The sequence below is a fragment of the Thioalkalivibrio sp. ALJT genome (genome assembly GCF_000381825.1).
In the GTDB taxonomy this organism is placed as follows: domain Bacteria; phylum Pseudomonadota; class Gammaproteobacteria; order Ectothiorhodospirales; family Ectothiorhodospiraceae; genus Thioalkalivibrio.
The window spans coordinates 126,206-147,130 of record NZ_KB907121.1; the positions used below are offsets into that span (position 1 = coordinate 126,206).

24 protein-coding genes and 1 tRNA gene are annotated in these 20,925 nt (G+C 65.3%); 7 read left to right on the forward strand and 18 right to left on the reverse strand.

Annotated features, from left to right (window positions below; translation table 11 throughout):
- Nucleotides 1-16 precede the first annotated feature (16 nt).
- The 3 genes from G332_RS0100600 to G332_RS0100610 are packed head-to-tail and all read right to left on the reverse strand — an operon-like array spanning nucleotide 17 to nucleotide 1,896.
- Nucleotides 17-487 carry a DsrE family protein gene (locus tag G332_RS0100600; RefSeq protein ID WP_019625053.1) on the reverse strand — a complete coding sequence of 157 codons (471 nt, stop codon included), beginning with the start codon at nucleotides 485-487 and terminating at the stop codon, nucleotides 17-19.
- Between the two features lie 37 nt (nucleotides 488-524).
- On the reverse strand, nucleotides 525-1,340 hold the full coding sequence (locus G332_RS0100605; protein WP_019625054.1) for a hypothetical protein: 816 nt from the start codon (nucleotides 1,338-1,340) through the stop codon (nucleotides 525-527).
- A complete protein-coding gene (locus G332_RS0100610; RefSeq protein WP_019625055.1) occupies nucleotides 1,330-1,896 on the reverse strand; it encodes an RNA polymerase sigma factor in 567 nt (188 codons plus the stop codon). The genes G332_RS0100605 and G332_RS0100610 overlap by 11 nt, the downstream gene beginning before the upstream one ends.
- 132 nt (nucleotides 1,897-2,028) lie before the next feature.
- On the opposite strand from G332_RS0100610, the gene G332_RS0100615 reads away from it, so the two are divergent.
- From G332_RS0100615 to G332_RS0100625, 3 genes are read left to right on the forward strand one after another with little or no spacing between them, the layout of a single operon-like run.
- The gene (locus tag G332_RS0100615) at nucleotides 2,029-2,484 is read left to right on the forward strand and encodes a hypothetical protein (protein ID WP_019625056.1); all 456 of its coding nucleotides are present in this window, start codon (nucleotides 2,029-2,031) and stop codon (nucleotides 2,482-2,484) included.
- 4 nt (nucleotides 2,485-2,488) lie between these two features.
- The gene (locus tag G332_RS0100620; protein WP_019625057.1) at nucleotides 2,489-3,931 is read left to right on the forward strand and encodes a hypothetical protein; all 1,443 of its coding nucleotides are present in this window, start codon (nucleotides 2,489-2,491) and stop codon (nucleotides 3,929-3,931) included.
- Between the two features lie 7 nt (nucleotides 3,932-3,938).
- The gene (locus G332_RS0100625) at nucleotides 3,939-4,946 is read left to right on the forward strand and encodes a M14 family metallopeptidase (RefSeq protein WP_019625058.1); all 1,008 of its coding nucleotides are present in this window, start codon (nucleotides 3,939-3,941) and stop codon (nucleotides 4,944-4,946) included.
- Nucleotides 4,947-4,996: 50 nt separating this feature from the next.
- Here G332_RS0100625 and G332_RS0100630 read toward each other — a convergent pair whose 3' ends face one another.
- The 9 genes from G332_RS0100630 to G332_RS0100670 form a co-directional block, all read right to left on the reverse strand.
- On the reverse strand, nucleotides 4,997-5,206 hold the full coding sequence (locus tag G332_RS0100630) for a hypothetical protein (RefSeq protein ID WP_019625059.1): 210 nt from the start codon (nucleotides 5,204-5,206) through the stop codon (nucleotides 4,997-4,999).
- Nucleotides 5,207-5,377: 171 nt separating this feature from the next.
- Nucleotides 5,378-6,631, reverse strand: coding sequence for a cyclopropane-fatty-acyl-phospholipid synthase family protein (locus G332_RS0100635; protein WP_019625060.1), 1,254 nt, complete (start codon nucleotides 6,629-6,631; stop codon nucleotides 5,378-5,380).
- Complete coding sequence (locus G332_RS0100640) at nucleotides 6,631-7,398, reverse strand: DUF1365 domain-containing protein (RefSeq protein WP_019625061.1); 768 nt, start codon at nucleotides 7,396-7,398, stop codon at nucleotides 6,631-6,633. The genes G332_RS0100635 and G332_RS0100640 overlap by 1 nt, the downstream gene beginning before the upstream one ends.
- Before the next feature lie 4 nt (nucleotides 7,399-7,402).
- Nucleotides 7,403-8,869 (reverse strand): NAD(P)/FAD-dependent oxidoreductase, encoded by a 1,467-nt coding sequence (locus tag G332_RS0100645; protein WP_019625062.1) that lies wholly within the window; start codon nucleotides 8,867-8,869, stop codon nucleotides 7,403-7,405.
- Between the two features lie 220 nt (nucleotides 8,870-9,089).
- Nucleotides 9,090-9,998 carry an alpha/beta hydrolase gene (locus tag G332_RS0100650; protein ID WP_019625063.1) on the reverse strand — a complete coding sequence of 303 codons (909 nt, stop codon included), beginning with the start codon at nucleotides 9,996-9,998 and terminating at the stop codon, nucleotides 9,090-9,092.
- Nucleotides 9,999-10,614: 616 nt separating this feature from the next.
- On the reverse strand, nucleotides 10,615-11,322 hold the full coding sequence (locus G332_RS0100655) for an anti-sigma factor domain-containing protein (RefSeq protein WP_019625064.1): 708 nt from the start codon (nucleotides 11,320-11,322) through the stop codon (nucleotides 10,615-10,617).
- Complete coding sequence (locus G332_RS12580) at nucleotides 11,319-11,855, reverse strand: sigma-70 family RNA polymerase sigma factor (RefSeq protein WP_019625065.1); 537 nt, start codon at nucleotides 11,853-11,855, stop codon at nucleotides 11,319-11,321. Before G332_RS12580 ends, G332_RS0100655 begins: the two co-directional genes overlap by 4 nt.
- Before the next feature lie 499 nt (nucleotides 11,856-12,354).
- Nucleotides 12,355-13,347, reverse strand: a complete 993-nt coding sequence (locus tag G332_RS0100665) for an SPFH domain-containing protein (RefSeq protein ID WP_019625066.1) — start codon at nucleotides 13,345-13,347, stop codon at nucleotides 12,355-12,357.
- 18 nt (nucleotides 13,348-13,365) lie between these two features.
- A complete protein-coding gene (locus G332_RS0100670; RefSeq protein WP_019625067.1) occupies nucleotides 13,366-13,854 on the reverse strand; it encodes an NfeD family protein in 489 nt (162 codons plus the stop codon).
- A 423-nt stretch (nucleotides 13,855-14,277) separates the two neighbouring features.
- On the opposite strand from G332_RS0100670, the gene G332_RS12585 reads away from it, so the two are divergent.
- Nucleotides 14,278-14,424, forward strand: coding sequence for a helix-turn-helix domain-containing protein (locus G332_RS12585; protein ID WP_019625068.1), 147 nt, complete (start codon nucleotides 14,278-14,280; stop codon nucleotides 14,422-14,424).
- Between the two features lie 113 nt (nucleotides 14,425-14,537).
- Here G332_RS12585 and G332_RS0100680 read toward each other — a convergent pair.
- The 3 genes from G332_RS0100680 to G332_RS0100690 all read right to left on the reverse strand — a co-directional run bounded on the left by G332_RS0100680 (nucleotide 14,538) and on the right by G332_RS0100690 (nucleotide 15,798).
- Nucleotides 14,538-14,614, reverse strand: a tRNA-Met gene (locus G332_RS0100680).
- 58 nt (nucleotides 14,615-14,672) lie between these two features.
- Nucleotides 14,673-14,978 (reverse strand): ferredoxin, encoded by a 306-nt coding sequence (locus G332_RS0100685; RefSeq protein WP_019625069.1) that lies wholly within the window; start codon nucleotides 14,976-14,978, stop codon nucleotides 14,673-14,675.
- A gap of 82 nt (nucleotides 14,979-15,060) precedes the next feature.
- The gene (locus G332_RS0100690; RefSeq protein ID WP_026340485.1) at nucleotides 15,061-15,798 is read right to left on the reverse strand and encodes a YdiY family protein; all 738 of its coding nucleotides are present in this window, start codon (nucleotides 15,796-15,798) and stop codon (nucleotides 15,061-15,063) included.
- Between G332_RS0100690 and G332_RS0100695 the strand changes: the two genes are divergently transcribed.
- Both G332_RS0100695 and coq7 read left to right on the forward strand, forming a co-directional pair.
- Nucleotides 15,797-17,089: a heterodisulfide reductase-related iron-sulfur binding cluster gene (locus G332_RS0100695; RefSeq protein WP_019625071.1), complete on the forward strand. Its 1,293-nt coding sequence runs from the start codon at nucleotides 15,797-15,799 to the stop codon at nucleotides 17,087-17,089. The two genes, G332_RS0100690 and G332_RS0100695, sit on opposite strands and share 2 nt — an antisense overlap.
- A gap of 59 nt (nucleotides 17,090-17,148) precedes the next feature.
- Nucleotides 17,149-17,790 (forward strand): 2-polyprenyl-3-methyl-6-methoxy-1,4-benzoquinone monooxygenase, encoded by a 642-nt coding sequence (gene coq7 / locus G332_RS0100700; RefSeq protein WP_019625072.1) that lies wholly within the window; start codon nucleotides 17,149-17,151, stop codon nucleotides 17,788-17,790.
- A gap of 50 nt (nucleotides 17,791-17,840) precedes the next feature.
- Here coq7 and speD read toward each other — a convergent pair whose 3' ends face one another.
- Nucleotides 17,841-18,650, reverse strand: coding sequence for an adenosylmethionine decarboxylase (gene speD, locus G332_RS0100705; protein ID WP_019625073.1), 810 nt, complete (start codon nucleotides 18,648-18,650; stop codon nucleotides 17,841-17,843).
- Between the two features lie 99 nt (nucleotides 18,651-18,749).
- On the reverse strand, nucleotides 18,750-19,178 hold the full coding sequence (locus G332_RS0100710) for an OsmC family protein (protein WP_019625074.1): 429 nt from the start codon (nucleotides 19,176-19,178) through the stop codon (nucleotides 18,750-18,752).
- A gap of 197 nt (nucleotides 19,179-19,375) precedes the next feature.
- Between G332_RS0100710 and crp the strand changes: the two genes are divergently transcribed.
- Nucleotides 19,376-20,023, forward strand: coding sequence for a cAMP-activated global transcriptional regulator CRP (crp, locus tag G332_RS0100715; protein ID WP_019625075.1), 648 nt, complete (start codon nucleotides 19,376-19,378; stop codon nucleotides 20,021-20,023).
- 91 nt (nucleotides 20,024-20,114) lie between these two features.
- Here crp and trpC read toward each other — a convergent pair whose 3' ends face one another.
- Nucleotides 20,115-20,921, reverse strand: coding sequence for an indole-3-glycerol phosphate synthase TrpC (gene trpC, locus G332_RS0100720; protein WP_019625076.1), 807 nt, complete (start codon nucleotides 20,919-20,921; stop codon nucleotides 20,115-20,117).
- Nucleotides 20,922-20,925: the final 4 nt, after the last annotated feature.

Sequence of the window (20,925 nt, forward strand, 5' to 3'; positions counted from 1 at the left end):
CCGGCGCGGGCCCCTCTCAGGGCTTGATGTAGGTGTATCCGGCGCGCTGCAGGCGAGTCAGTTCAGCGATACCACTTCGCACCACATCCCGATCTTCCACCTCGTGGAGGTCCCCGCGCGCAAGCCCCCGCGACGCCAGCGTGTTGCCGCAGACCAGGAAGCGCACATCCTGCCGTTTGAGGGCATTCACGGTGCTGCGCAGATCCGGGTCCGAACGGGCACGCTGCAACAGGTGGATACCGCTGCCATGCATCAGCACCTTGATCTGCAGCGCCTGCTCGATCTCAGCCCCGTCGATATGGTTTTGCAGACTGCGCAGCGCATTGAGGTGCAGGTCCGGGGCATCGGTATTGATGTGATAGACCACCCGTAACGGTTCACCCACCACGGGGGGCTTGCCCAATGCGGTGAACAGCAGGGCGCTCACACCACCGGCCACCAGCATCAACAACAACGCCCCGGCCAGAAGCCAGCCGGGGCGTTGCATGCGATCCTGAATACCCATGGAAGCCGGAACGGCCCCATCAAACCTTGATGTAGATCCAGCCCTCGGCCTGACGGCGCGCCGCCTCGGCAACCCCCGAATCCACCAGTTCGGCCTCGGGCAGGATATCGACCGGCCGCCCCTTCTCGCGCGCCAGACGGCTGAGGGTCTGGGCACAAGCGGTGAAACGCAGCGCCGGGTAGTCCTGCGCCATGTTCGCGACGCGTTCCGGGTACGGCGCCCTGTCGGCACGCAGCAGGTCGACCGCGTTGTTATGCACCACCACCTGGACGTTCAATTCGTGCCCCTGGTCGGCCGCCTCGCGGTACATGCTTTCGATATCGTCCAGAAGCTCCGCCATCGCCAGGGTATCCGCATCATTGAGATGCAGAAGAACCTGGTCGGTCCGCGTCGCGGCGAAGGCCTTCTGCGGCACAACGGCGCCTTCTGCGCCATCGTCGACCGCCGCCACCAGCGCCAGTGCGTCGGATTCCTCGCCGGAGATCTGCGCGATCGCGTCGCCGACCAGGCCGCCATCGCGGGTGAGTTCATAGCCGCCCAGCGACCCGATCACCAGTGCCAGAACTCCCGCCGCCACTGCAGGAAATCGAAGCAGCCGCCCACCTGCCGCCGGCTGGCGGCCTCGGCCCGTCTGTCGTGCCGGTACATCCTCGTAGGCCATGCTGACCAGCTCCTTGAGCTGGTGCATGTCACACACCTCGCGACTCAGATCCTCGTTGGAGGCAATCGTCTTCAGGGTGCTCAGCCGATCTTCGGGCGCGAATTCGCCGTCCACGAAGGCATTCAGGATTTCCTCGCTGGGACGGTCCTTCGCACTGAGTCGATCATTCGACATGCCGATTCCTCACAACCTTCAGATAGGGTGCATCGGCCGCTTTCCCTTTATCGGCGGCCTGCTGCGCCAGCAGCACTTTCTTCAACTGCGCCCGAGCCCGGCTCAGACGACTCATCACGGTGCCGATTGGTACATCCAGCACCTCCGAGACCTCGGCATAGGCAAAGCCCTCGAGGTCAACCAGCGCGACCACCTGACGGTGATCGGTACTGAGCTGGGCCATGGCCCGGTGGACTTCCGCAATCATGCGGTCGCGCTCGGTCTGCTGTTGTGGGCAGTCCTCACAGGACAGCTCCATGCTGTCCACGTCCACGGTGTCCTTCTGCCGCCGTCCCCAGTCGCGGTAGCAGTTGGTCATAATCCGGAACACCCAGGCCTTCAGGGCGTTCTCGTCCTGCAACGACTTCAGACGCGTCAGCGCCTTCATCATTGCCTCCTGCACCAGATCATCCGCCAGCGCTGCGTCGTGACACCACGCAAAAGCCATGCGGTACATCTGTGGCCGCAGGTCACAAACCTTCTGGCGCAGCCTGCGCTGCGCAAACCAGGTCGCCATATCGTCTCCTCCACCCGCAGGCCGTACATGCGGCCTTGCTTGTTCTTGTACCCTGTAGGACGCTACTGGGTGACGGGCTATTCCGGCCCGGCACCCCACGCCCATCCGGCACCTGTGCCATCAGGATACGTCATGCCATTCGATCCTCAAAAACTGGAGCGCGCATTCGCGTTTGATCCGGACACGGTGCACGACCTGCGCGAGCGCTGGTCGCAGCTGATCACCCGGGCGGTCTGGGGCGAACTCAAGACCGAGACCATCGGGGCCGTCCCGCGTCTGCGCAAGCGCCTGCTGGAGCTGGGCGAGAATCTGCGCTCGCTGCTGTCCGACCGCGCCTGGATCCCGCATGAACGCGAACGGGTAAAGGGCGCGATGGCCGCCAGCCTCAACCTGCGCGACAGCCTGCAGCAAACCGACCGGGCAGCCAAACTGCTCAACGGCGGAACCGATTTCGAGGCCTTCGAGGCCGAGTACCTCGCCTTCCGCAAGACCCTGCTGGCGTTCGTGGAGCACCACGAGAAGATCTGGGGCGACCTGCTGGAAAGCCTCTACGACGACGCCCCCCACCCGCATCCGGACGAGGACTAGATCCTTGGGCCGCGAGATCCGCGAGGAGCACTTCGGCGAGGCGGATCACGAACGCTTCCGCACGGCCCTCGCCGACGAGACCACGCGGCTGCTGGACTGGCTCGCACAAGCCCCACCCACCCCCGACCCTGCCCCGCTGCCGCGCCTGGGCTTCGAGATCGAGGCGTGGCTATGTGACCGCCACGGGCGGGCTTTGCCGTTCAACGACGCCTTTCTGGAGGCCATGGCCAGCCCGCTGGCCACCCCCGAGCTTGCGCAGTTCAATGTCGAACTGAACAGCAGCGTATTCCGCGCCGGTCCGGGCTGTTTTCGTGCCATCCGGGATGAACTGGAGACCACCCTGCAGCAGGCGCGACGCGCCGCGCGCCAGGCCCGCGCAGACCTGCTGATGACCGGCAGCCTCCCGACCCTGAAGCCGGGAGACCTCGGACTCCATCACATGTCGCATCAGGCCCGCTACCGGGCCCTGAACGCGGCAATCCTGGAACAGCGCGAGCAACGCCCGCTCAAGGTGGATATCGTCGGCCACGAACACCTGCAACACCGGCATGCGGACGTGATGCTGGAGGCCGCCGCAACCTCCTTTCAGGTCCATATCGAGACCCGGCCGGAAATCGCCCACCATGCGTACAACGCCACTCTGATGGCGGCGGGGCCGGTACTGGCCGCCGCCGGCAACACGCCCTACATCTTCGGCCATGACCTGTGGGCCGAGAGCCGGATCCCGCTGTTCGAGCAGGCGGTGGAGGTCGGCGGCTTTGCCGCATCCGCCCGGGGTCCGATTCGGCGTGTCACCTTCGGCACCGGCTACCTGCACGACTCCATCGGAGAACTGTTTACCGAGAACCTTGAACACTTCCCCGTGCTGTTACCAGTTGCGCTGGAGGACCCGCCCGACCAGCTGCCCCACCTCGCCTTCCACAACGGCACCATCTGGCGCTGGAACCGCCCGATTATCGGCTGCGATGCCGCCCGCCACCGCAGTCTGCGCCTGGAATTTCGCTGCCTGCCCGCCGGCCCGTCCCTGACCGACATGCTGGCCAATACGGCATTTGCCCTGGGCCTGATCGAACACCTGGTCGCAGACCCGACAAGAGCGACCACCGCGTTGCCGTTTTCGGCGGCGCGGGACAACTTCTACAATGCTGCGCGCTACGGCCTGGAGGCGCGCCTGCACTGGGGCGATGGCGACCCGGCCCCGGCACCGCGCCGTATCCTGCGCGAACTGCTGCCACAGGCGGCCGCCGGGCTGGACCGCCTCGGCATCGACGCGGGCGAACGTGACGCCCTGCTGGAGATAATCGCCGCACGCGTGGAGAAGCGCCAGACCGGCGCGCAGTGGCAGCGCGCCTGGGTCGCCCGGCACGGCCGCGACTGGCCCGGCCTGGTACGCGCCTACCGCAGCTGGCAGAGCACTGGCGCACCCGTACACACCTGGGGACTTTAGGACTACCGTGAGCGAAATCCGCGAATACTTCGAACTACCCGACGGCTTTCTCGAGGCTACACCCGAGACCCTGCACCAGTGCGTGCCCGGGCCCGCACTGATCCACCTGGCGGGGCAACGCGAGCCCGCCGTAGCCGTCGTCCTCCTGCTGCACGGCAACGAACCAGTGGGTCTGCAGGCGGTGCAGACCCTGCTGCGCCATTACACCGGCCGCCCCCTGCCACGGGCACTCACCCTGGTGATCGGCAACCCGCAGGCGGCCGCGCTGAACCAGCGCCACCTGGACGACCAGCCGGATTTCAACCGCATCTGGCCGGGGACGGAACAGGGTGGCTCGCAGGAGGCGGAAACCTTCGCCGAGCTGTGCCGGCGCCTGGAGGCACGCGGGCTGTTTGCCGCGATCGACCTGCACAACAACACCGGGCGCAACCCGCACTACGCCTGCATCAACCGTCTGGATACCCCGTTTCTGAACCTCGCCGCGCTGTTCGGGCGCACGGTGGTCTATTTCACCCGTCCCTGCGGGGTCGCCTCCATGGCGCTGGCGCGGATCGCCCCCGCCGTAACCCTGGAATGCGGGCATCCCGGGGACACGGCAGGCGTGGATCACGCCCGCGAGATGATCGACGCAGTCCTGCACCTGGATCACTTTTCGGACAAGCCCCCGCGCAGCGGGGCCATCGAGATCTTCCATACCGTCGCCCAGGTGCGGGTCCGTCCGGGTCTGCAGGCCGGGCTGGACGCCCATAATGACGTCCGCCTGGAGCCCGACCTCGATCGCCTGAACTTCCAGCTGCTGGCGGCCGGGTCACAACTGGTCCGCGTGCGCGCGGACGCCGAGGACCCGCTGATCGCGATCGCGGAAGACGGCTCGGAGGTCACCCGGGAATATCTGGAGCGGTTCGGCCAGGAAATCCGGCTCCGGCGCCCGGCCATGCCGTCCATGCTCACGCTGGACAGCCGCGTGATCGCACAGGACTGTCTGTGCTACCTGATGGAGCCGCTGAACCTCTGAATCGACGTCGTGCAGCGGTGGCCCAGCGGCCGTTACCGGCGCAGGCGCGCTCAGGCCTCGCGTTCGACGCGTTCGAGCACCTGGGCGACGTGATCGCCCTTGCGGTAATTCGGGAGGTCGCGCTGCATGTCGGCCAGGGCCTTCTCGCGATCAGCCGCACTGTCATACCAGCGATAGGACTCCCAGTCCGGGCCCAGCAGATGCGGCATGGCCATGGTGCTGCCCTCGGGCAGGCGGATGCGGATACCGTAGCGTTTCATGGAGTTCATCCGAGGTTGATGCGGTAAGCGCCGCGCAGGGCGCGGTCCGGGGCGCAGTCTAGCCGACCCCCGGAAGCCCCGGCAACACGGCCTCTACCGGCCCGGCGGGCACGCCGCGCGCTGCATTCCCCCGTATCGGCCCGGATGCCCGGGGTACAATCCACTCTGCGGTCACGTCCCCCGCTCGTCGCGTTCCGGTCGCTGCAGCAATGCGTGCATCAAATCGATCCGGCCGGTCTGGAAGCCCGCCCTGCAGTAGGCCAGATAGGCATGCCACATGCGAATAAAACGGCTATCGAAGCCCTGGGCGCGTACCGCGGCTTCCGCGTCGAAGAAACGCCGCTCCCAGTCCGCCAGGGTACGGGCATAGTGCTGCCCGAAGAACTGCTGCCCGCCCGGGTGCAGTCCGGCACTTCGGGCCTCCGCCATGAACCGCTCCGGGGAAGGCAGCATGCCACCCGGAAAGATGTAGCGCTGAATAAAATCGGGGGTACGTCGATAATGCTCGAAATGCGCCTCGTCGATGGTAATGACCTGCAGGGCGGCCGCGCCCCCGGGACGGAGGCGGTCATGAACGGAACGGAAGAACCCCTGCCAGTACTGTTCGCCGACGGCCTCGAACATCTCAATGGACGCAATGCGATCGTAGCGGCCCGAAACGTCGCGATAATCCTGAAAACGAAACTCCACGCGGTCCGCGACCCCGGCCGCTTCGGCTCGCCACTGCGCTTCCTCAAGCTGCGCCCGGGAAACGGTCACGCTGGTCACCCGGCAACCGGTCCGGAGCGCGGCCTGAATGGCAAAGCCGCCCCACCCTGAGCCGATCTCCAGCAGGTGATGGTCTTCTTTCAGGCCCAACAGGTCGATAATGCGCCGATACTTGTTGTACTGCGCCCGGGCCAGCGTGTCATCCGCGGTTTCGTAAACGGCGCCCGAATAGCCGAGCGATTCATCCAGCCACAGCCGATAAAAATCGTTGCCCAGGTCGTAGTGGTAGGCGATATTGCGCCGACTGCCGCGCCGGCTGTTGGGCCGCAGCCGATGTCGGAGGCGCCCGATCAGCCGGAACAGGCTGCGGCCGTGCACCGTGCCCCCGAAATACGGTTCATTCACGGCCCCCCACTCCAGCAGCACCGCCAGATTGCGCGTATCCCAGTCAGCGTCCGCGTAGGACTCCAGCAACGCAGCCGTCCCCCCTGCGAGAAAGCGACGGACCAGACGCGTACGGTGGATCTCGATCTGTGCCGCCGGGCCCGCATGCGGACCATCGACCCGCTGCAGACTGCCATCCGGCAGGGTTACCGTGAGCGAGCCGTACTGCGCCTGTTGCGCCAGGCGCAGCAGGATCCGTATCGCCAGCGGCATGTGCGTGACGGATTCAGTGCCGGTGCGCACGGCCGTTTCGGTTGTTTTTTTCATGGTCATCAATCGGTCTCCTGCCTGGGCGGCGCCGGCTTTTTATGGAATGGCACACCCCGCCACCAGAGCTTCAGTGCCTGCCAGTGAATGGAAAACACCACCCGGAAAGTCATCAGGGGCATGCGTAGGAAGCGAACGATCAGCGCACGGTCATCCAGTGCATGCCGCTTCCCGCTCATGCTTGCGAAAAGCACTCGCTCTTCTCGGGTGTATTCGGCTATGCGAACACTCAGCCGCTCCCGGGGCCGGGCGATGCGGAAGCGATATTCCGCATCCATTCCCAGGAACGGAGAGACATGAAACTTCTTCGTCTTGCGGTATTCCGACGCCCAGTGGAATACCTGGTCCGCAGGGGGTGCCAGCACGTAGTGATGGTATTCACCGAAGGTATTGCGCACTTCACACAACACGGCTGCCGGCCGGCCATCCGGGTAATGGCAGAACCAGAGGCTCAGCGGATTGAAGGCGTAGCCCAGCAGGCGTGGAAAACACAGCAACCCGACGTGGCCACCGCCGATATCGATACCCGCCCGCGCCAGCCTGGCCTCGATCCACGGACGCAGCGGGCTGCCATCACGCGGCCCGTGGTCGCGGTCCCTGAAGCTGAAAAGATTGAAGCGGTTATGGGAGAACAGCCGCAGCTCACTCGCCAGGGCGTCCAGCCGGTCGATATCCAGCAGGAAATGGAAAACCCGATAACGGAATCGGTACCCACCCCGGGTATAACGGGCGTGCATGATCACCGAATCGTATAAATGACTGCGGATACTCATGCGACTACCCCCTGACGGACGCCGCCACCGCATCGGTCGCAGCCGGACGGCCCAGATCGACGCGATTACGCAGAGGTTGCTGTCCGGGATGCTGCGTCGTTTCCCACGGCGGATCGATGCCGAAGCGGCGGGCGACCTCGATGCCCGAACGCAGCCCGTCCTCGTGAAACCCGTAACCAAAATACGCGCCGCAAAACCATGTTCGATCCGGGCCCTGCACGCGCTCCAGTAGCCGTTGCGCCCGGCCGGCCGCCTGATCGAACACCGGGTGTTCGTACTCGAACTCGGCGATCACACGATCCGGGCGGGGCTCCCGGGACGGATTAAGGGTCACCAGGTAGGGCGTACGCCCCGGCAGCCTTTGCAGGCGGTTCATCCAGTAGGTGACCGATACGGAATTCCCGGCATTGCCGGTGCCCGGCTCGCCGATGTAATTCCAGGATGACCACACCCGCGGATTGCGTGGCATCAGCGAAGGGTCGGTGTGCAGCACGGCGCGATTGCGCTGATACCGGAATGCGCCCAGAACGGTTTGCTCCCAGAATCCCGGCGGGTCCAGCAGGCGCAGTGCCTGATCGGCGTGGGTGGCAATCACGACATGGTCATAACGACACGCGCCGCCGCGGCTGTCATGCACGGTTACGCCATCGCGGTCACGCCGGACTCCGGTGACAGCACAGTCCGTCCGCACAACGCCGCGCAGGCTGTCGATCAGCTTGCGTACGTATTCACGGCTGCCGCCGATCACGGTGCGCCATTGCGGCCGGTCCTTGAGCGTGAGCAGTCCGTGGTTATCGAAAAAGCGCAGAAACGCGGAGGCCGGAAACGACTGCATTTCCTCAACCGGGCATGACCAGATCGCCGCCCCCATGGGCATCAGATAGCGATCGCGCAACTCGGCGCTGTAACCACCCTCGGCAAGAAACTCGCCCAGGGACTGATCCTCCAGCAAGGGGTCATCCAGCACACGCCGGGCATGGCGGTTGAAGCGCAGAATCTGCGCCACCATGCGCCAGTGCCGCCAGTTGACCAGGTTGCGCCGCTGGCCGAAGAGCGCGTTGAGGTTGTCACCGGCGTACTCGACTCGCCCCTGGTCAATGGTGGCCGCAAAGGACATGTCCGTCGCGCGAGTTGCCACGCCCAGGTGGCGGAAAAGCGCCGCAAGATGCGGATAGTTGCGTTCATTGAAGACAATGAACCCGGTATCCACACCCAGCTCGCCCGCAGAATCCGCCACCGATACGGTATTGACGTGGCCACCCAGGCGGCCGTCCTGTTCGTAAACCGTCACGTCGTGCTGAAGATCCAGCAACCAGGCCGCACCCAGCCCGGAAACACCGGTGCCGACAACCGCGATCCGCAAAGGGCCGGCGCCGGCCGCGCGCACCTCACCCCGGGGGCCGGCAAGGGGACTTGCGTCCACCCCGCCACCGCCAGGGTTGCACGGGTTGGTCATCATCTGCGCACTCATATCGCACCATCGCCTCTTCCGTAGCCTCTTGCTCGGTAATACGCAGGCACCCCGGGATTGGATGCAGCACGGCGGAGAGTGCGACCGATTTTTTTCTTCCGGCAGGACACCGGAGCGGTTGCAGGGGCTGCGCCGGAAACGCTGATCGCGCTACGCACTCACACCCGAGACGGGTTTGCGTGCGGGCAGATGCCCTGCCTCCCGCGGCCCCGGTCGATCCTCAGCGAGAACCCTCACGCGCCGTGGCCATAGGTGCAGCTTCCAGCTGCCGATGGAGGAAGCCCATCCCCTTCGTCACGGCGCCACGCCCGACCAGGAAGGTAGTGGCATGCCCGCGCAGGGGCAGCAGGTAGAGCTCGCTGTCCACATTGGCCGCCTGCAATGCCTCGTAAAAGTCTGTCGCGTGGTCGACCGGTACCAGCCAGTCGAGTTGACCGTGGTAGAGAAAAAAGGCCGGCGCGCCCGCGTGCACATGGGTCACCGGGGAGGCCGCCGCGAAGCGTTCCGGGTGTTCCTGCAGCGTACCGCCCAGAAACTCGGGGACCAGACGTCCGCCCGGGAACTTGCGCAAGTCGCTGGGCGTACCGCCGGCCACAACCGCCACGGGGCGGGTCCGTTCGCCCCCGTGCGGGCTGTCCAGCTCACCGCCCTGCCCCGCCACCAGCCCCAGCAGACTGACCAGATGCCCGCCCGCCGAGTAACCCATGGCACCAATCCGTCCCGTGTCTACGGAAAACAGTTCGGCGTTTTCGTGCAGCCAGTGCATCGCGACCTGCAAGTCGTGGAGTTGAGCAGGAAACCGGTATTGCGGCGCAAAGCGATAATCGATATTGACGGCAACGACACCACTGGCGGCGAGACGCTCGGCAATGGCTTCCATGTCGTCCCGGGATCGTCCCTGCCAGCCGCCACCATGGACCAGCAGGACCGCCGGCCTCGCGCCCTCACGATCGGGCAGGTAAACGTCCGCGTTCAGCGTTTCCGGCCAGCCGGACGGGGAGTAGGTCTGGTTGGCAAGCTTGTGCCACCCGGTGGTTTCAAAGGTCACGGTTTCGGCAGGTGCATTGCGATGCGTGGCACATGCGGAGAGGAATGCGAACGCTACAGGCAGTAAAAACAGAAGCTTCATGGTCGTTTGATCCCCTGGTCAAGCCGCCCGGGAGCCCGTCGGATGGGGACGATCGTCGGTGGCGCTGTGGGCGGGTAAGGTCATTTTTGCGCTCTCTCGAGGCACTTGCAGGGGCCACGCGACGCGGGAGTGCGGGAAGAGCGGGCCGCCCCTCTCACACGCAGCCGAACGTAACCGCCAGGGCCCGGCACAGCGCGGGGAAAAGCCCCGCACGGGTACCGGGACACGGTCCTTTCACGTAAGCCCTGATACTGAATACGCAGGAGCGGGGAAACTGGATGCGCCAGGGCGCTGGTCGCATCGGAAAACTGGATAAGCGGTGAGCGTCCGCCGCTCGCCGGGGCGCAGGATGGGATGAGCCCGGCGAATCCCATCAACGAAGGTGTGCCAATGGGGCGCGGTGCGTTTCGCTACGCTCAACCCCACCTGCGGTGGCTGGCCGGGTGCCGGCCCGGGCGCAAACAATCCCCGAGACAGGCTGAACGGGGTTTCTCACCCAGTCGGGGACTCACGGCTCCGGGCACGTCCCGCCACCGGGGCGTGCCTCACGACAACCCGGCCCCATCAGCACGGGCATCGACATGCGGAAGGGAGCGCCAGCCCCGCTGGCGCAGGTTCAGCCGGTAATCAGCCTGGCCTCGAGGATGACCGGCCCCGTGGGGAGTCCGGTCGGCGAGCCGCCTGCGGGCTCGACACTCACCGCCAGTGCCTGCGCCCTCGCCATCAGTGCCTGCAGCTCCGCGGTCAGCGGCCGCTCCAGTCTTCCCTCTTCGGGCAGCACACCAAGGGATACTGGGTCGTGATCATCGGCTATGACCCACAATTCATGCGCATGATCGTCATCCGGTGTCACCGTGCGGGCCGCACGAATCGCCACCAGCTGGCGCTCAAGGTTTGCCTGGACCACCCACATGGGCTCGCCATCTTCATCATGAATCAGCGCGATACGGTCAGCCGCCACCTCCACGCGCTCGGGCACCGGGTCGGTTACGTCAATCGGCCACTGCACGACCACCATCACCGCGACCGCCACGGAAGCCGCAACGGCCCAGGAACGCCAGATTCGCAAGGCGGTCCGGCCGGGTTGCGGAAGCCCTCCCCAGAGCCGGTCCTGGATATTGCGCCACACCCGCGGTGGCGGCTGGACGGGTTCCAGCCCGGCTGGCAACGCTGCCAGGTGCGCCTGCCAGGTATCCACGCGTTCCTGGCATTCCGGGACCTCGGTCAGCAGACGCTCAAAGCGCTGACGTGCACGCCCGCGAAGCGTACCCACCACATATTCGGCGGCCAACCGGTCGAGCAATTCGGGGTTACGATAATTCATGGCTGCATACACCTCCGCAATGCAGCCAGGCCGCGCCGCACCCAGCTCTTGACCGTACCGATCGGTGTTTGCAGATGCCTGGCGACCTCGCCATGCGTCAGCCCTTCGATAAACGCCAGCACGATAGTGCGCCGCTGATCCTTACTGAGCTCATCCAGACACTCTGCCAGATGGGCGGCACCGTCCCCCCGCACCGCTTCCTGCAGCGGCCCACGCAGCAGATCTACCGGTTCTTCGATATCGTCGAGCGCGACCGACTCGCGCTGGCGGCGCAGGCAATCGATAGCCCGAAAGCGCGCAATGCCGGACATCCATGCCCAGGCGCTGCCACGCCCCGCGTGGTAATCGCCCGCCCGATGCCAGATTTGAATGAATGATTCCTGCAAGACTTCCTCTGCCCAGTCGCGTCTCTTAACAATACGCAGCACCAGGGCAAAAAGTTGCGGTCCGGCCATTTCGTAGAGGTCCTCGAACGCCTGACGATCCCCCAGGCGACAACGGGCCAAACGCTCATGCAGGCGATCGAAGTCCATTATCTGGCGTTCTTCTCTTCCACGATTTTCGCACCCACCCTTGCAGGTTTCATCTAAACAGGACCGCACCGCAGGGGCAGCGTTCACTCATCGGGGCCGACACCCCCTTCGGGCATCAGCGCATCATTCTCCGCCAGACGCTCCGACGAGCACGGCCGCACAGGGATGACCCATGCGCCTGCAGGATCATGGTGGACCCGACAAAGACTTGCAACACGCCGGGGCCAGCAGCCATGACCCCGTCTGCTCCGACACAGATCGGCTGCGCGCGCCGGGGGCAGGCGGCGATACCAGTAGGGACGGACAAGCTCCAGGCAACGATTGGCAAGTGCCTCCCGTCGGGCTCGCCCCGGGCATGATCCCGGGGATCAGCGCGACGGGAGCCAGTCGCGGGCATCTCCCGTGCATGCCTGACCTGTTGTTGCGAGGAGCCATCGATCAATGAGCCATGAGCCCGTGCAGGGCCGAGGCATAGCGGGCGAGCGGGTACGCGACCGGTCTACCGCGGGGGCGACGTTCCGCCTCCGGCACTCACGGAAGCATCGACACTCCCCATCGCCCCTGCACCGAACAGATCGCGCATGCCGCCCAGGCTCGACAGCAGGGCGGTGCCCTCCATCGGCACGAACACGCGATCGCCATCCTTTGCCAGCTCCGGCAGCATGCCGATGTAGCGCTGGGCGATCAGGTAGTTCACGCCGGCCTTGGCGCCTTCGGGGTGGTCGCGCAGGCTGCCCACGATGAGTTCGATGGCCTCGCGCTCACCCTGGGCACGCAGCACGGCCTCCTGCTTGTCGCCCTCGGCGCGTGCGATGGCCGCGTCGCGATCCCCTTCGGCGCGGCGAATTTCCGCCTCCTTGTAGCCCTCGGCCTCGCGCACGGTGGCACGGCGGGTACGTTCCGCAACCATCTGCTGGTTCATCGCCTGCACGATATCCTCCGGCATGGAGATGTCGCGGATTTCGACCCGGTTCACCTTGAGGCCCCATTTCTGCCCGGCCTCGTCCATCACCGCCTCCATCTGCTTGTTGATGGTCTCGCGGTTCTCGAAGATGTCGTCCAGCTCCATCTTGCCGATCTCCGAGCGCAGCGTGGTCTGGGCGAGGGTCTGGATCGCGAGCACCAGGTTCTCGGCACCGTACACCGCCGCCTGCGGGTCCATGATCTGGTAATAGATCACCCCGTCGATGGTCACGCCGACGTTGTCCCGGGTGACGACGGCCTGGCTGGGGAAGTCCAGCAGGATCTCGCGCAGGTCGATCTTGGTCTCGGTGCGCACCACCTTCTCCTGACCCTCGAACTGCAGGATCGTGATCGGCCGCGGCTGATCCACGAACGGGATGATCAGATTTAGTCCAGGATTCAGCACCCGGTGGAACTTGCCCAGGCGCTCGATCACCATGCCCCGGCGCTGCGGGATCATGGTGATCCCCATGGAGATGAACACGCCGACCAGAACGGCCAGTACGATGAAGAGAATCAGACCTTCCATTGTTGCCTTCCTTTGCGGTTATGCGTGGTCTTGTACTTCAGGGCTCACGATCGCGGTGACCCCTTCGAAACGAACGAGGTGCACGCGCTCACCTTCGCTCAAGGCGTAGTCCTCCGACTCGGGGCGCGCAGGATAGAAATCCCCGAGCAGGGTCACGCCCAGTCGCCCGTCGCGATCCTCGACCTGCAGGATCTCGCGGCCGGCACGAATATCCTGCCCGGCCAGGTTGCGGTCATCCCCGCGCACCCAGCGCCGGCCGATCCAGAAGACGAAAATCCCCATTACGATCATGCCGGCGATCCCGCCGAGGATCTGGCCCGCCATATCGGCCCCGAAGGCGGCAGGGACGATCGCCCCGAAGGCACCACCGGCCAGGATCAGCGTAACCCCGCCCCCGCCGGACATCAGGCCGCCGAACAAGAGCAGATCCAGCACGAGAATGGTGACGGCCAGGATCAGCCAGTATTGCCAGGGGTCCAGTGACAGAACCCAGGGGGTTGCTTCCATAGCATCAGTCTCCTTGAGGCGCGCCGTTCAAGGCCCGTCCAGTGATCCGGGCGTGATCGACCCTGCAATTCTTGCGCTCACCCTCTCACATTCCGCCCCACCGCAATACCCGACAGGACAACGCGCCCAACTCCATTGGATGGGCGCGCACGGGAACCGAACAACGCGGCATGCCCGGAAACCGTGGGCAAGCGAATCGCGGACCGAGAGGAACCTGCTCGGCCAGCGTCACTACACGCTGCCGATGTACGGGATCAAAATCCAGCCCCGCTACCATCCGGGCGACGGGACCCCGTCCCCGGCAGAAGCACGGCCACCCGCCGGGGCGCCAGCAGGCCCAGACATCACTGGCCATCGAAACGCGTCCATGCACGACCAGCGCCTCCAGGTGCAATGACGGAAAGCGGAAAATGAAGATCATGGATGTCGCCCACGCGACCGACCGGGCTACATCACAATACGGTTTCCCTCCTCTACAAGGAGGCGGCCGTTCGTATCGAGCTCGACGCCATGGATAAACTTTGCGAGCTGTTCGAATACATCCCGGAAGGGGATGGCGAAACACAATGACCGCGTTCCCGGTACGAAGCACGGACCAGACCCTGGGCACCGAATGAGCACGAGCCGGGCTCGGCGCCCAAACGAAAAAGGGGCTGCCGAGGCAGCCCCTTTCGGGAAGACGGTGGTGGCTACGCCCTGATTCGAACAGGGGACCCCATCATTATGAGTGATGTGCTCTAACCAGCTGAGCTACGTAGCCACGCGGGTTGCGAAATCTACGGAGGCAGCCGCACAAAGTCAAGTGCGGCGCCCGCCTGTCAGATCTGCAGCCGCTCGACGACGCGGCCGTTTTTCAGGTGTTCCTCCAGAATCTCGTCGATGTCGCGTTCGTCGTGATAGGTGTACCAGACGCCTTCCGGGTACACGACAGCCACCGGCCCTTCGTTACAACGGTCCAGGCAGCCCGCGGTATTCACGCGCACCTGGCCCTTGCCGTGGATGCCCATGGCCTTCGCCTGGTGCTTGGCGTAGGCGCGCATCTCCGTGGCCCCGTGGTCCTCGCAGCAGTTACCGTCCTCGCGACAGTTGGTGCAGAAAAAGATGTGGCGCTGGTAATAGCCCATGGATGTCTCCGGTGATTCCTGCGGGTCATGATAACGCTGACGCACACAAAACGGCGGGTGGCGGCATGTGGCGTCCGTGCATTCAGCGGAAGCGGTAGACCAGAGAGACGTCGGTGATGGTGTCGGTCTTGTCCACGCCCGGCTCCACGTCGGTATTGTGCTTCACCGTGAAGCTGGTACGCAGGGCCAGTCGGCTGGAGAGGTCAGCGGTCAGGGCGAGGATGTTCTCGACCTCGGTGTTGTCACTCCCGGTCAGGATCAGCAGCTCGTCGGTCAGATGGGCTGTGTCGCTGATATCCCAGCGGATATTGCCGGCCAGGCGACCGACCGGCTCGCTGTCGGTCTCCCCGGTGGCACGGATACGCACCTGCCGCATACCGGCACCGATCTCACCGTCCAGCTGCACGCGTTCGCTATCGATCAGACGGCGACCGTAACCGACCGTAGCCGAACCCTGGTAGTCGAAGTTGCTGAAGCGATCCCGCTCGTAGCGCAGCGCCCCGAACACGTAGTCATGTTCGCCCAGCTTGCGGTCGGCCTGGTAGCCGGCAACATACCGTTCGCCGGTGGTCTCGTCGTCCTCTTCCTGGAAGAAGGCGTCCAGACGAATTTGGTTCCGCCAGTCGACCGTGGTGTGGTCGGCGCGAAACCGGGCGCTGGCATTGGTGGACTCGGTATTCCCGGTGGTCTTGGAGGCCCCCAGTTCGATGGTGGATTGCCAGCCCTCGGCCTCCCAGGCCATCCCCTGCGAGACTGGTATGCTCGCGAGGATGAGCGAGACCAGCGACAACCGAACAGGACGGCACGAACGCACACGCATGGAAAACCTCCAGGAAGAAAATGGAGGCCAGACCCTAGCAAAGCCGCTGGGGGCATCGGACCGCCCCCTGAGATTTCAGGGCCTTTCCAGCGCCGATCAGTGCGTGCACTGTGGTCTCTGCCTGCCACACTGCCCTACCTATGGCTGGCACGGTATCGAGGGCGATTCTCCACGCGGTCGGCTGACCTTGATGCAGGGTCTGGCCCAGGGGCATCTGGACCCGGGGGCGCCCCGACTGCGCAGCCACCTGCAGGGCTGCCTGGGCTGCCGCTCCTGCGAGTCCGTATGCCCGGCGCGCGTCCCCTTCGGCGCCCTGATGGATCGTGCCCGCGAAATTCTCGACGAGCACACCGTACCGAGCTCACACCTTGACCGCTGGCAGCACCGCCTGCAGCAGCGAGCGCTGCGGCAGCCTTCCCTGCGTGCCCTTGGGGGGCTGACCGCCCGGGCCGGGGCACGCCTCAACGCGGAGCGGCTATTGCCGGACGGCCTCTGGAAGCGCAGCCTGGCGCACACTCGGGACTCCCTCGCAGCGCCGCCCGGGCTCCAACTCGCCGCGCGCGACGACGAGGCGGACGTACTGCTGTTTACCGGCTGCATGGACCGTTTTTTCACCGGGCCGGACCTGGACGCTGCACTGGAGGTCCTGACCGCCCTCGGCACACGCGTCGCCATCCCCCGGGGGCAGACCTGCTGCGGGGCACTGGATCAGCACACCGGACGGCGCCAGGCCGCGCAGACACTTCGCCACCGCAACATCGAGGCCTTCGGCACCGCCGACAAACGGCCCGTGATCGTCCTCGACAGCGGCTGTGAGGCCACCCTGAGTGAATACCCGGATGCCACCCTGGCGGCCCGCAGCCTCAGCCTGACGCGTTTCCTCGGCGAACGCCTGCAGGCCGGCGGCGACGCGGGCATCTGGACCGATACACCGGTGCGCATCGCACTGCACCTGCCCTGCACCCAGCGTAACGTGACCCGTGAGGCCCGCGATCTGCCCGGCCTGCTGGAACAACTGCCCGGGGTCACCCTGGTCAGGGTCGGCTCCGCGCCTAACTGCTGCGGCGCCGGCGGAACGGCCATGCTGACCCAGCCCGAGATGGCCGACGTCCTGGGCCACGCGACCCTGAACGCCCTGACCGCGGATACCCCGGACCTGATTGTCAGTCCGAACGTCGGCTGCAGCGTGCATCTGCGCGCCCTCGCAGCAGCACAAACGGAGGCGCCACCGATCCTGTCACCGGCCCGCTTCCTCGCCGCGCGCCTGGCCCGACACCCATCCGGCCGCTGATCCCGGCGCACGCTTGCGGTACCCTTGGCATTCAAACCACCGCCCGACGGCAGGACCCCATGCGCCGACTCTCCCCACTGGACCACCTCATCAGCCAGGCCGATGCGTTCGTGAAGGTCGTCTCCGGCCATGCCCGCGCCACCGGCCGCCCATCCCCCGGCGGGGACGACATCGGCCCGCACCTGGACGATCACGAACGCGACCTCTCCACCCGCCTGATGCGTGTCAATCACGCCGGCGAAGTGGCCGCTCAGGGGCTGTACCAGGGACAGATGCTGACCGCCCGCAAGCCGGAGATCCGCGACCACCTGGACCAGGCCTCACGCGAGGAGGGCGACCACCTGCACTGGTGCGCGCGGCGGGTGCACGACCTCGGCGGCCGCACCAGCCTTCTGAGTCCGTTCTGGTACGTGGGATCGTTCGGACTGGGTGCCCTGGCCGGCCTGACCGGCGACGCCTACAGCCTGGGCTTTATCGACGAGACCGAACGCCAGGTCGAGCGCCACCTGGATCGGCACCTGGAGCGCCTGCCGGCGCAGGACGAGGTCTCCGCGCGCATCCTCGAGCAAATGAAGCAGGACGAGGTCGAACATGGTGCACATGCCATGGCGCTTGGCGGCAAGGCACCGCCCTGGCCGGTACGCAACCTGCTAATGCCGCTGACCTCCAGCGTGATGACCCGTACCGCCTACTGGATCTGACCCGGCGCCCGTTACGACTCGGGGCGCCCCGCCCCGCCCATGGCGGCGTGTCAGCCGGGGCGGCTCATGTTCTTGCCGTAGAAGATCTCCATCATCTCGTGCTTGAGCAGCTTGGAGATGCGCTTGGCCTCCCTGGCCGAGTAGTCGTCCTTGCCCAGCCCGAACAGGTAACTGTCCAGGTCAAAGTCCTTCAGCACCATCTTGGTGTGGAACAGGTACTCCTGGTACACGTTCACGTCCACCATCTGGTACTTCTCCTTGGTATCGCGGGAGAGGAAGTCCTGGATGGAATTGATCTTGTGATCGATGAAGTGCTTCTTGCCACGCACGTCGCGGGTGAAGCCACGCACGCGGTAATCCATGATCACGATGTCCGATTCGAAGCTGTGGATCAGGTAGTTCAGCGCGCGCAGCGGCGAGATGCGGCCACAGGTGGACACATCGATATCGGCACGGAAGGTCGCGATCCCGCCCTCCGGATGGGCCTCCGGGTAGGTATGGACGGTGATGTGGCTCTTGTCGAGGTGGCCGACCACCGTCTCCGGCAGCGGACCCGGGCCCTCGGTGTAGCCGATCTGCTCGGTCGCCACCGGCTCCTCCGAGATCAGCATCGTCACCGACGCCCCCTGCGGGTCGTAGTCCTGGCGCGAGATATCCAGGATGTTGGCCCCGATCAGGTGCGCCACATCGGAAAGGATCTGCGTCAGACGCTGGGCATTGTACGCCTCGTCGATATACGCAATGTACTCATCGCGATGCCGCTCACCCGAGGCATAGCAGATGTCGTAGATATTGAAGCTCAGGCTCTTGGTCAGGTTGTTGAAACCGTGGAGCTTGATCTGCTTCTTGTGACGAGGCATGGCGTGTCCTCTTGCCCGGGCCGCAGCGAGCGGCGAATTGTAGACGCCCCGGCCCCACCAGGGAAACACGGAGCAATGTACACGCTCGCGTTGGCGCCGTCAGCGCGGGGCCGGGCCCTCGATAATCTCGAAGTCGTGGGTCACCTTTGCGGATGCGCCCAGCATCAGCGAGGCCGAGCAGTACTTTTCCGCCGAAAGCGCCACCGCCCGTCCTACGCGCTTCTCCGAAAGCTCGTGGCCGTAGACCCGAAAGTGCACATGGATATCGGTAAACACCTTGGGGACCGTTTCTGCCCGCGTACCATCCACCGTCACCACGCAGTCCAGCACCTCCTGGCGCGCCTTCCTGAGCATCGCGATCACGTCAAAGCTGGTGCAGCCGCCCATGCCCAGCAGCAGCATCTCCATGGGCCGAGCCCCCAGATTGCGGCCACCGGCATCCGGTGCGCCATCCATCACGACCGCATGGCCGCTGTCGGTCTCACCAACGAACGCCACCTGGTCCAGCCATTTCACTTTCACCTGCATCGGGCTCATCCTCTCCTGCCGCTGGATCGAAGCATCCACGCCTATACTCGGGGACTGTACTCAGGCCGGACCTGCGGCACAAAATCGGCATCCTGGTACCGGATTTTGTGCCTTGCACCTGACCGGTCCGGCTGGTGGGCAGCGAATGCTGCATTACACTGACGCCCATCCTCACAGACCTGCCACCGGACGTGAACATGGAAGCCATGCACAACCCGTTCGTCTACCGCCCGTCCCAGCCCTCGCCGGCGCTGGAGCGTTTTCTTGGCCACTGCCACCACCGCCAGTATCGCAAGCGCACCACCATCATCCATTCCGGCACGGTGCCGGACACGCTGTACTACGTGGTGAACGGGTCGGTATCGGTGCTGGGGGAGAACAACGGTCAGGAACTCGTCCTCGCCTACCTGAACAAGGGCGAGTTCTTTGGTGAACTCGGCATGTTCGAGGACGATCCGCGTTCGGCCACGGTCGTCACCCGCGAGGATACCGAGACCGCCGAGATCCCCTACACCCAGTTCTGCGAAATCGCGCAGCGGGACCCGGAAATCCTGATACTGCTGACCAGCCAGATCGCCGCCCGCCTGCGCCAGACCTCGCGCAAGGTGATGGACTTGGCCTTTGTCGATGTCACCGGCCGCATTGCCCACACCCTCCTGGATCTGGCCCGCCAGCCCGACGCCATGACCCACCCGGACGGCATGCAGCTGCGCATCACCCGTCAGGAGATCGCCCGCATCGTCGGCTGCTCGCGTGAGATGGCCGGACGGGTGTTGAAGGATCTGGAGGAGCGCGGACTGATCACCGCCCGCGGCAAGACCATCGTGGTGTTCGGCACCCGCTGACCGGCACCCTGGCGAAAACCTGTCCGCAGACAATGCGGGCGGGCGCTGCGCCCGCAAGTATGCAATCCCCGGGCGACTTATTGCCGTGGTACTAGTCTTCGCCGCGGAACAGCCGGCCCAGCGCCAGCCCCGGATCTTCGGTGCGCATGAAGGCCTCGCCCACCAGAAAGGCGTTCACCCCCGCTGCCTGCATGCGTGCGACATCCTCACGGGTATGGATACCACTCTCGGTGACCAGTAGCGCCGAGTCCGGCACCTGGCCCTGCAGCTCCAGCGTGGTCTCCAGGCGCGTCTCGAAGCTGCGCAGATCGCGGTTGTTGATGCCGATCAGGTCGGCACCAATCTTGTTCGCACGTTCGAGCTCCGCGGCATCATGCACCTCGACCAGGGCATCCATGCCCAGCTCGCGGGTCAGGAAGTACAGCTCGTGCAACGCGGTGTCATCCAGCGCAGCGGCAATCAGCAGCACACAGTCCGCGCCCAGCACCCGCGCCTCGTAGACCTGATAGAGATCGATCACAAAGTCCTTGCGCAGGATGGGAAGCTGACAGGCGACGCGCGCATCACGCAGATCCCCGTCGCGCCCCTTGAAGAAGTCCACGTCCGTCAGCACCGACAGGCAGGTGGCCCCGTGCTGCTCGTAGCTGCGGGCGAAGGCGTCCGGGTTGAAGTTGGGACTGATCTGCCCCTTGCTGGGACTGGCCTTCTTGATCTCCGCGATCACCGCCGCGCGGCCGGCATCGACATCGCGTTGCAGCGCAGCCCGGAATCCCCGCGGCTCCGGGGCCGAGCCCATCCAGCCACGCAGCTCGCGCAGGGGCCAGTAGGCCTCGCGTTCCTTCAACTCCTCGCGCTTGCGCTCGAGGATACGCTTGAGGATGTCCGGGACGTCGTTCATCAAA

Coding starts and splice junctions, on each gene's coding strand:
- G332_RS0100600 (WP_019625053.1), bottom strand. CDS start 487: ATGCAACGCCCCGGCTGGCTTCTGGCCGGGGCGTTGTTGTTGATGCTG.
- G332_RS0100605 (WP_019625054.1), bottom strand. CDS start 1,340: ATGTCGAATGATCGACTCAGTGCGAAGGACCGTCCCAGCGAGGAAATC.
- G332_RS0100610 (WP_019625055.1), bottom strand. CDS start 1,896: ATGGCGACCTGGTTTGCGCAGCGCAGGCTGCGCCAGAAGGTTTGTGAC.
- G332_RS0100615 (WP_019625056.1), top strand. CDS start 2,029: ATGCCATTCGATCCTCAAAAACTGGAGCGCGCATTCGCGTTTGATCCG.
- G332_RS0100630 (WP_019625059.1), bottom strand. CDS start 5,206: ATGAAACGCTACGGTATCCGCATCCGCCTGCCCGAGGGCAGCACCATG.
- G332_RS0100635 (WP_019625060.1), bottom strand. CDS start 6,631: ATGACCATGAAAAAAACAACCGAAACGGCCGTGCGCACCGGCACTGAA.
- G332_RS0100640 (WP_019625061.1), bottom strand. CDS start 7,398: ATGAGTATCCGCAGTCATTTATACGATTCGGTGATCATGCACGCCCGT.
- G332_RS0100645 (WP_019625062.1), bottom strand. CDS start 8,869: ATGAGTGCGCAGATGATGACCAACCCGTGCAACCCTGGCGGTGGCGGG.
- G332_RS0100650 (WP_019625063.1), bottom strand. CDS start 9,998: ATGAAGCTTCTGTTTTTACTGCCTGTAGCGTTCGCATTCCTCTCCGCA.
- G332_RS0100655 (WP_019625064.1), bottom strand. CDS start 11,322: ATGAATTATCGTAACCCCGAATTGCTCGACCGGTTGGCCGCCGAATAT.
- G332_RS12580 (WP_019625065.1), bottom strand. CDS start 11,855: ATGGACTTCGATCGCCTGCATGAGCGTTTGGCCCGTTGTCGCCTGGGG.
- G332_RS0100665 (WP_019625066.1), bottom strand. CDS start 13,347: ATGGAAGGTCTGATTCTCTTCATCGTACTGGCCGTTCTGGTCGGCGTG.
- G332_RS0100670 (WP_019625067.1), bottom strand. CDS start 13,854: ATGGAAGCAACCCCCTGGGTTCTGTCACTGGACCCCTGGCAATACTGG.
- G332_RS12585 (WP_019625068.1), top strand. CDS start 14,278: ATGTCGCCCACGCGACCGACCGGGCTACATCACAATACGGTTTCCCTC.
- G332_RS0100685 (WP_019625069.1), bottom strand. CDS start 14,978: ATGGGCTATTACCAGCGCCACATCTTTTTCTGCACCAACTGTCGCGAG.
- G332_RS0100695 (WP_019625071.1), top strand. CDS start 15,797: ATGGAAAACCTCCAGGAAGAAAATGGAGGCCAGACCCTAGCAAAGCCG.
- G332_RS0100690 (WP_026340485.1), bottom strand. CDS start 15,798: ATGCGTGTGCGTTCGTGCCGTCCTGTTCGGTTGTCGCTGGTCTCGCTC.
- coq7 (WP_019625072.1), top strand. CDS start 17,149: ATGCGCCGACTCTCCCCACTGGACCACCTCATCAGCCAGGCCGATGCG.
- speD (WP_019625073.1), bottom strand. CDS start 18,650: ATGCCTCGTCACAAGAAGCAGATCAAGCTCCACGGTTTCAACAACCTG.
- G332_RS0100710 (WP_019625074.1), bottom strand. CDS start 19,178: ATGCAGGTGAAAGTGAAATGGCTGGACCAGGTGGCGTTCGTTGGTGAG.
- crp (WP_019625075.1), top strand. CDS start 19,376: ATGGAAGCCATGCACAACCCGTTCGTCTACCGCCCGTCCCAGCCCTCG.
- trpC (WP_019625076.1), bottom strand. CDS start 20,921: ATGAACGACGTCCCGGACATCCTCAAGCGTATCCTCGAGCGCAAGCGC.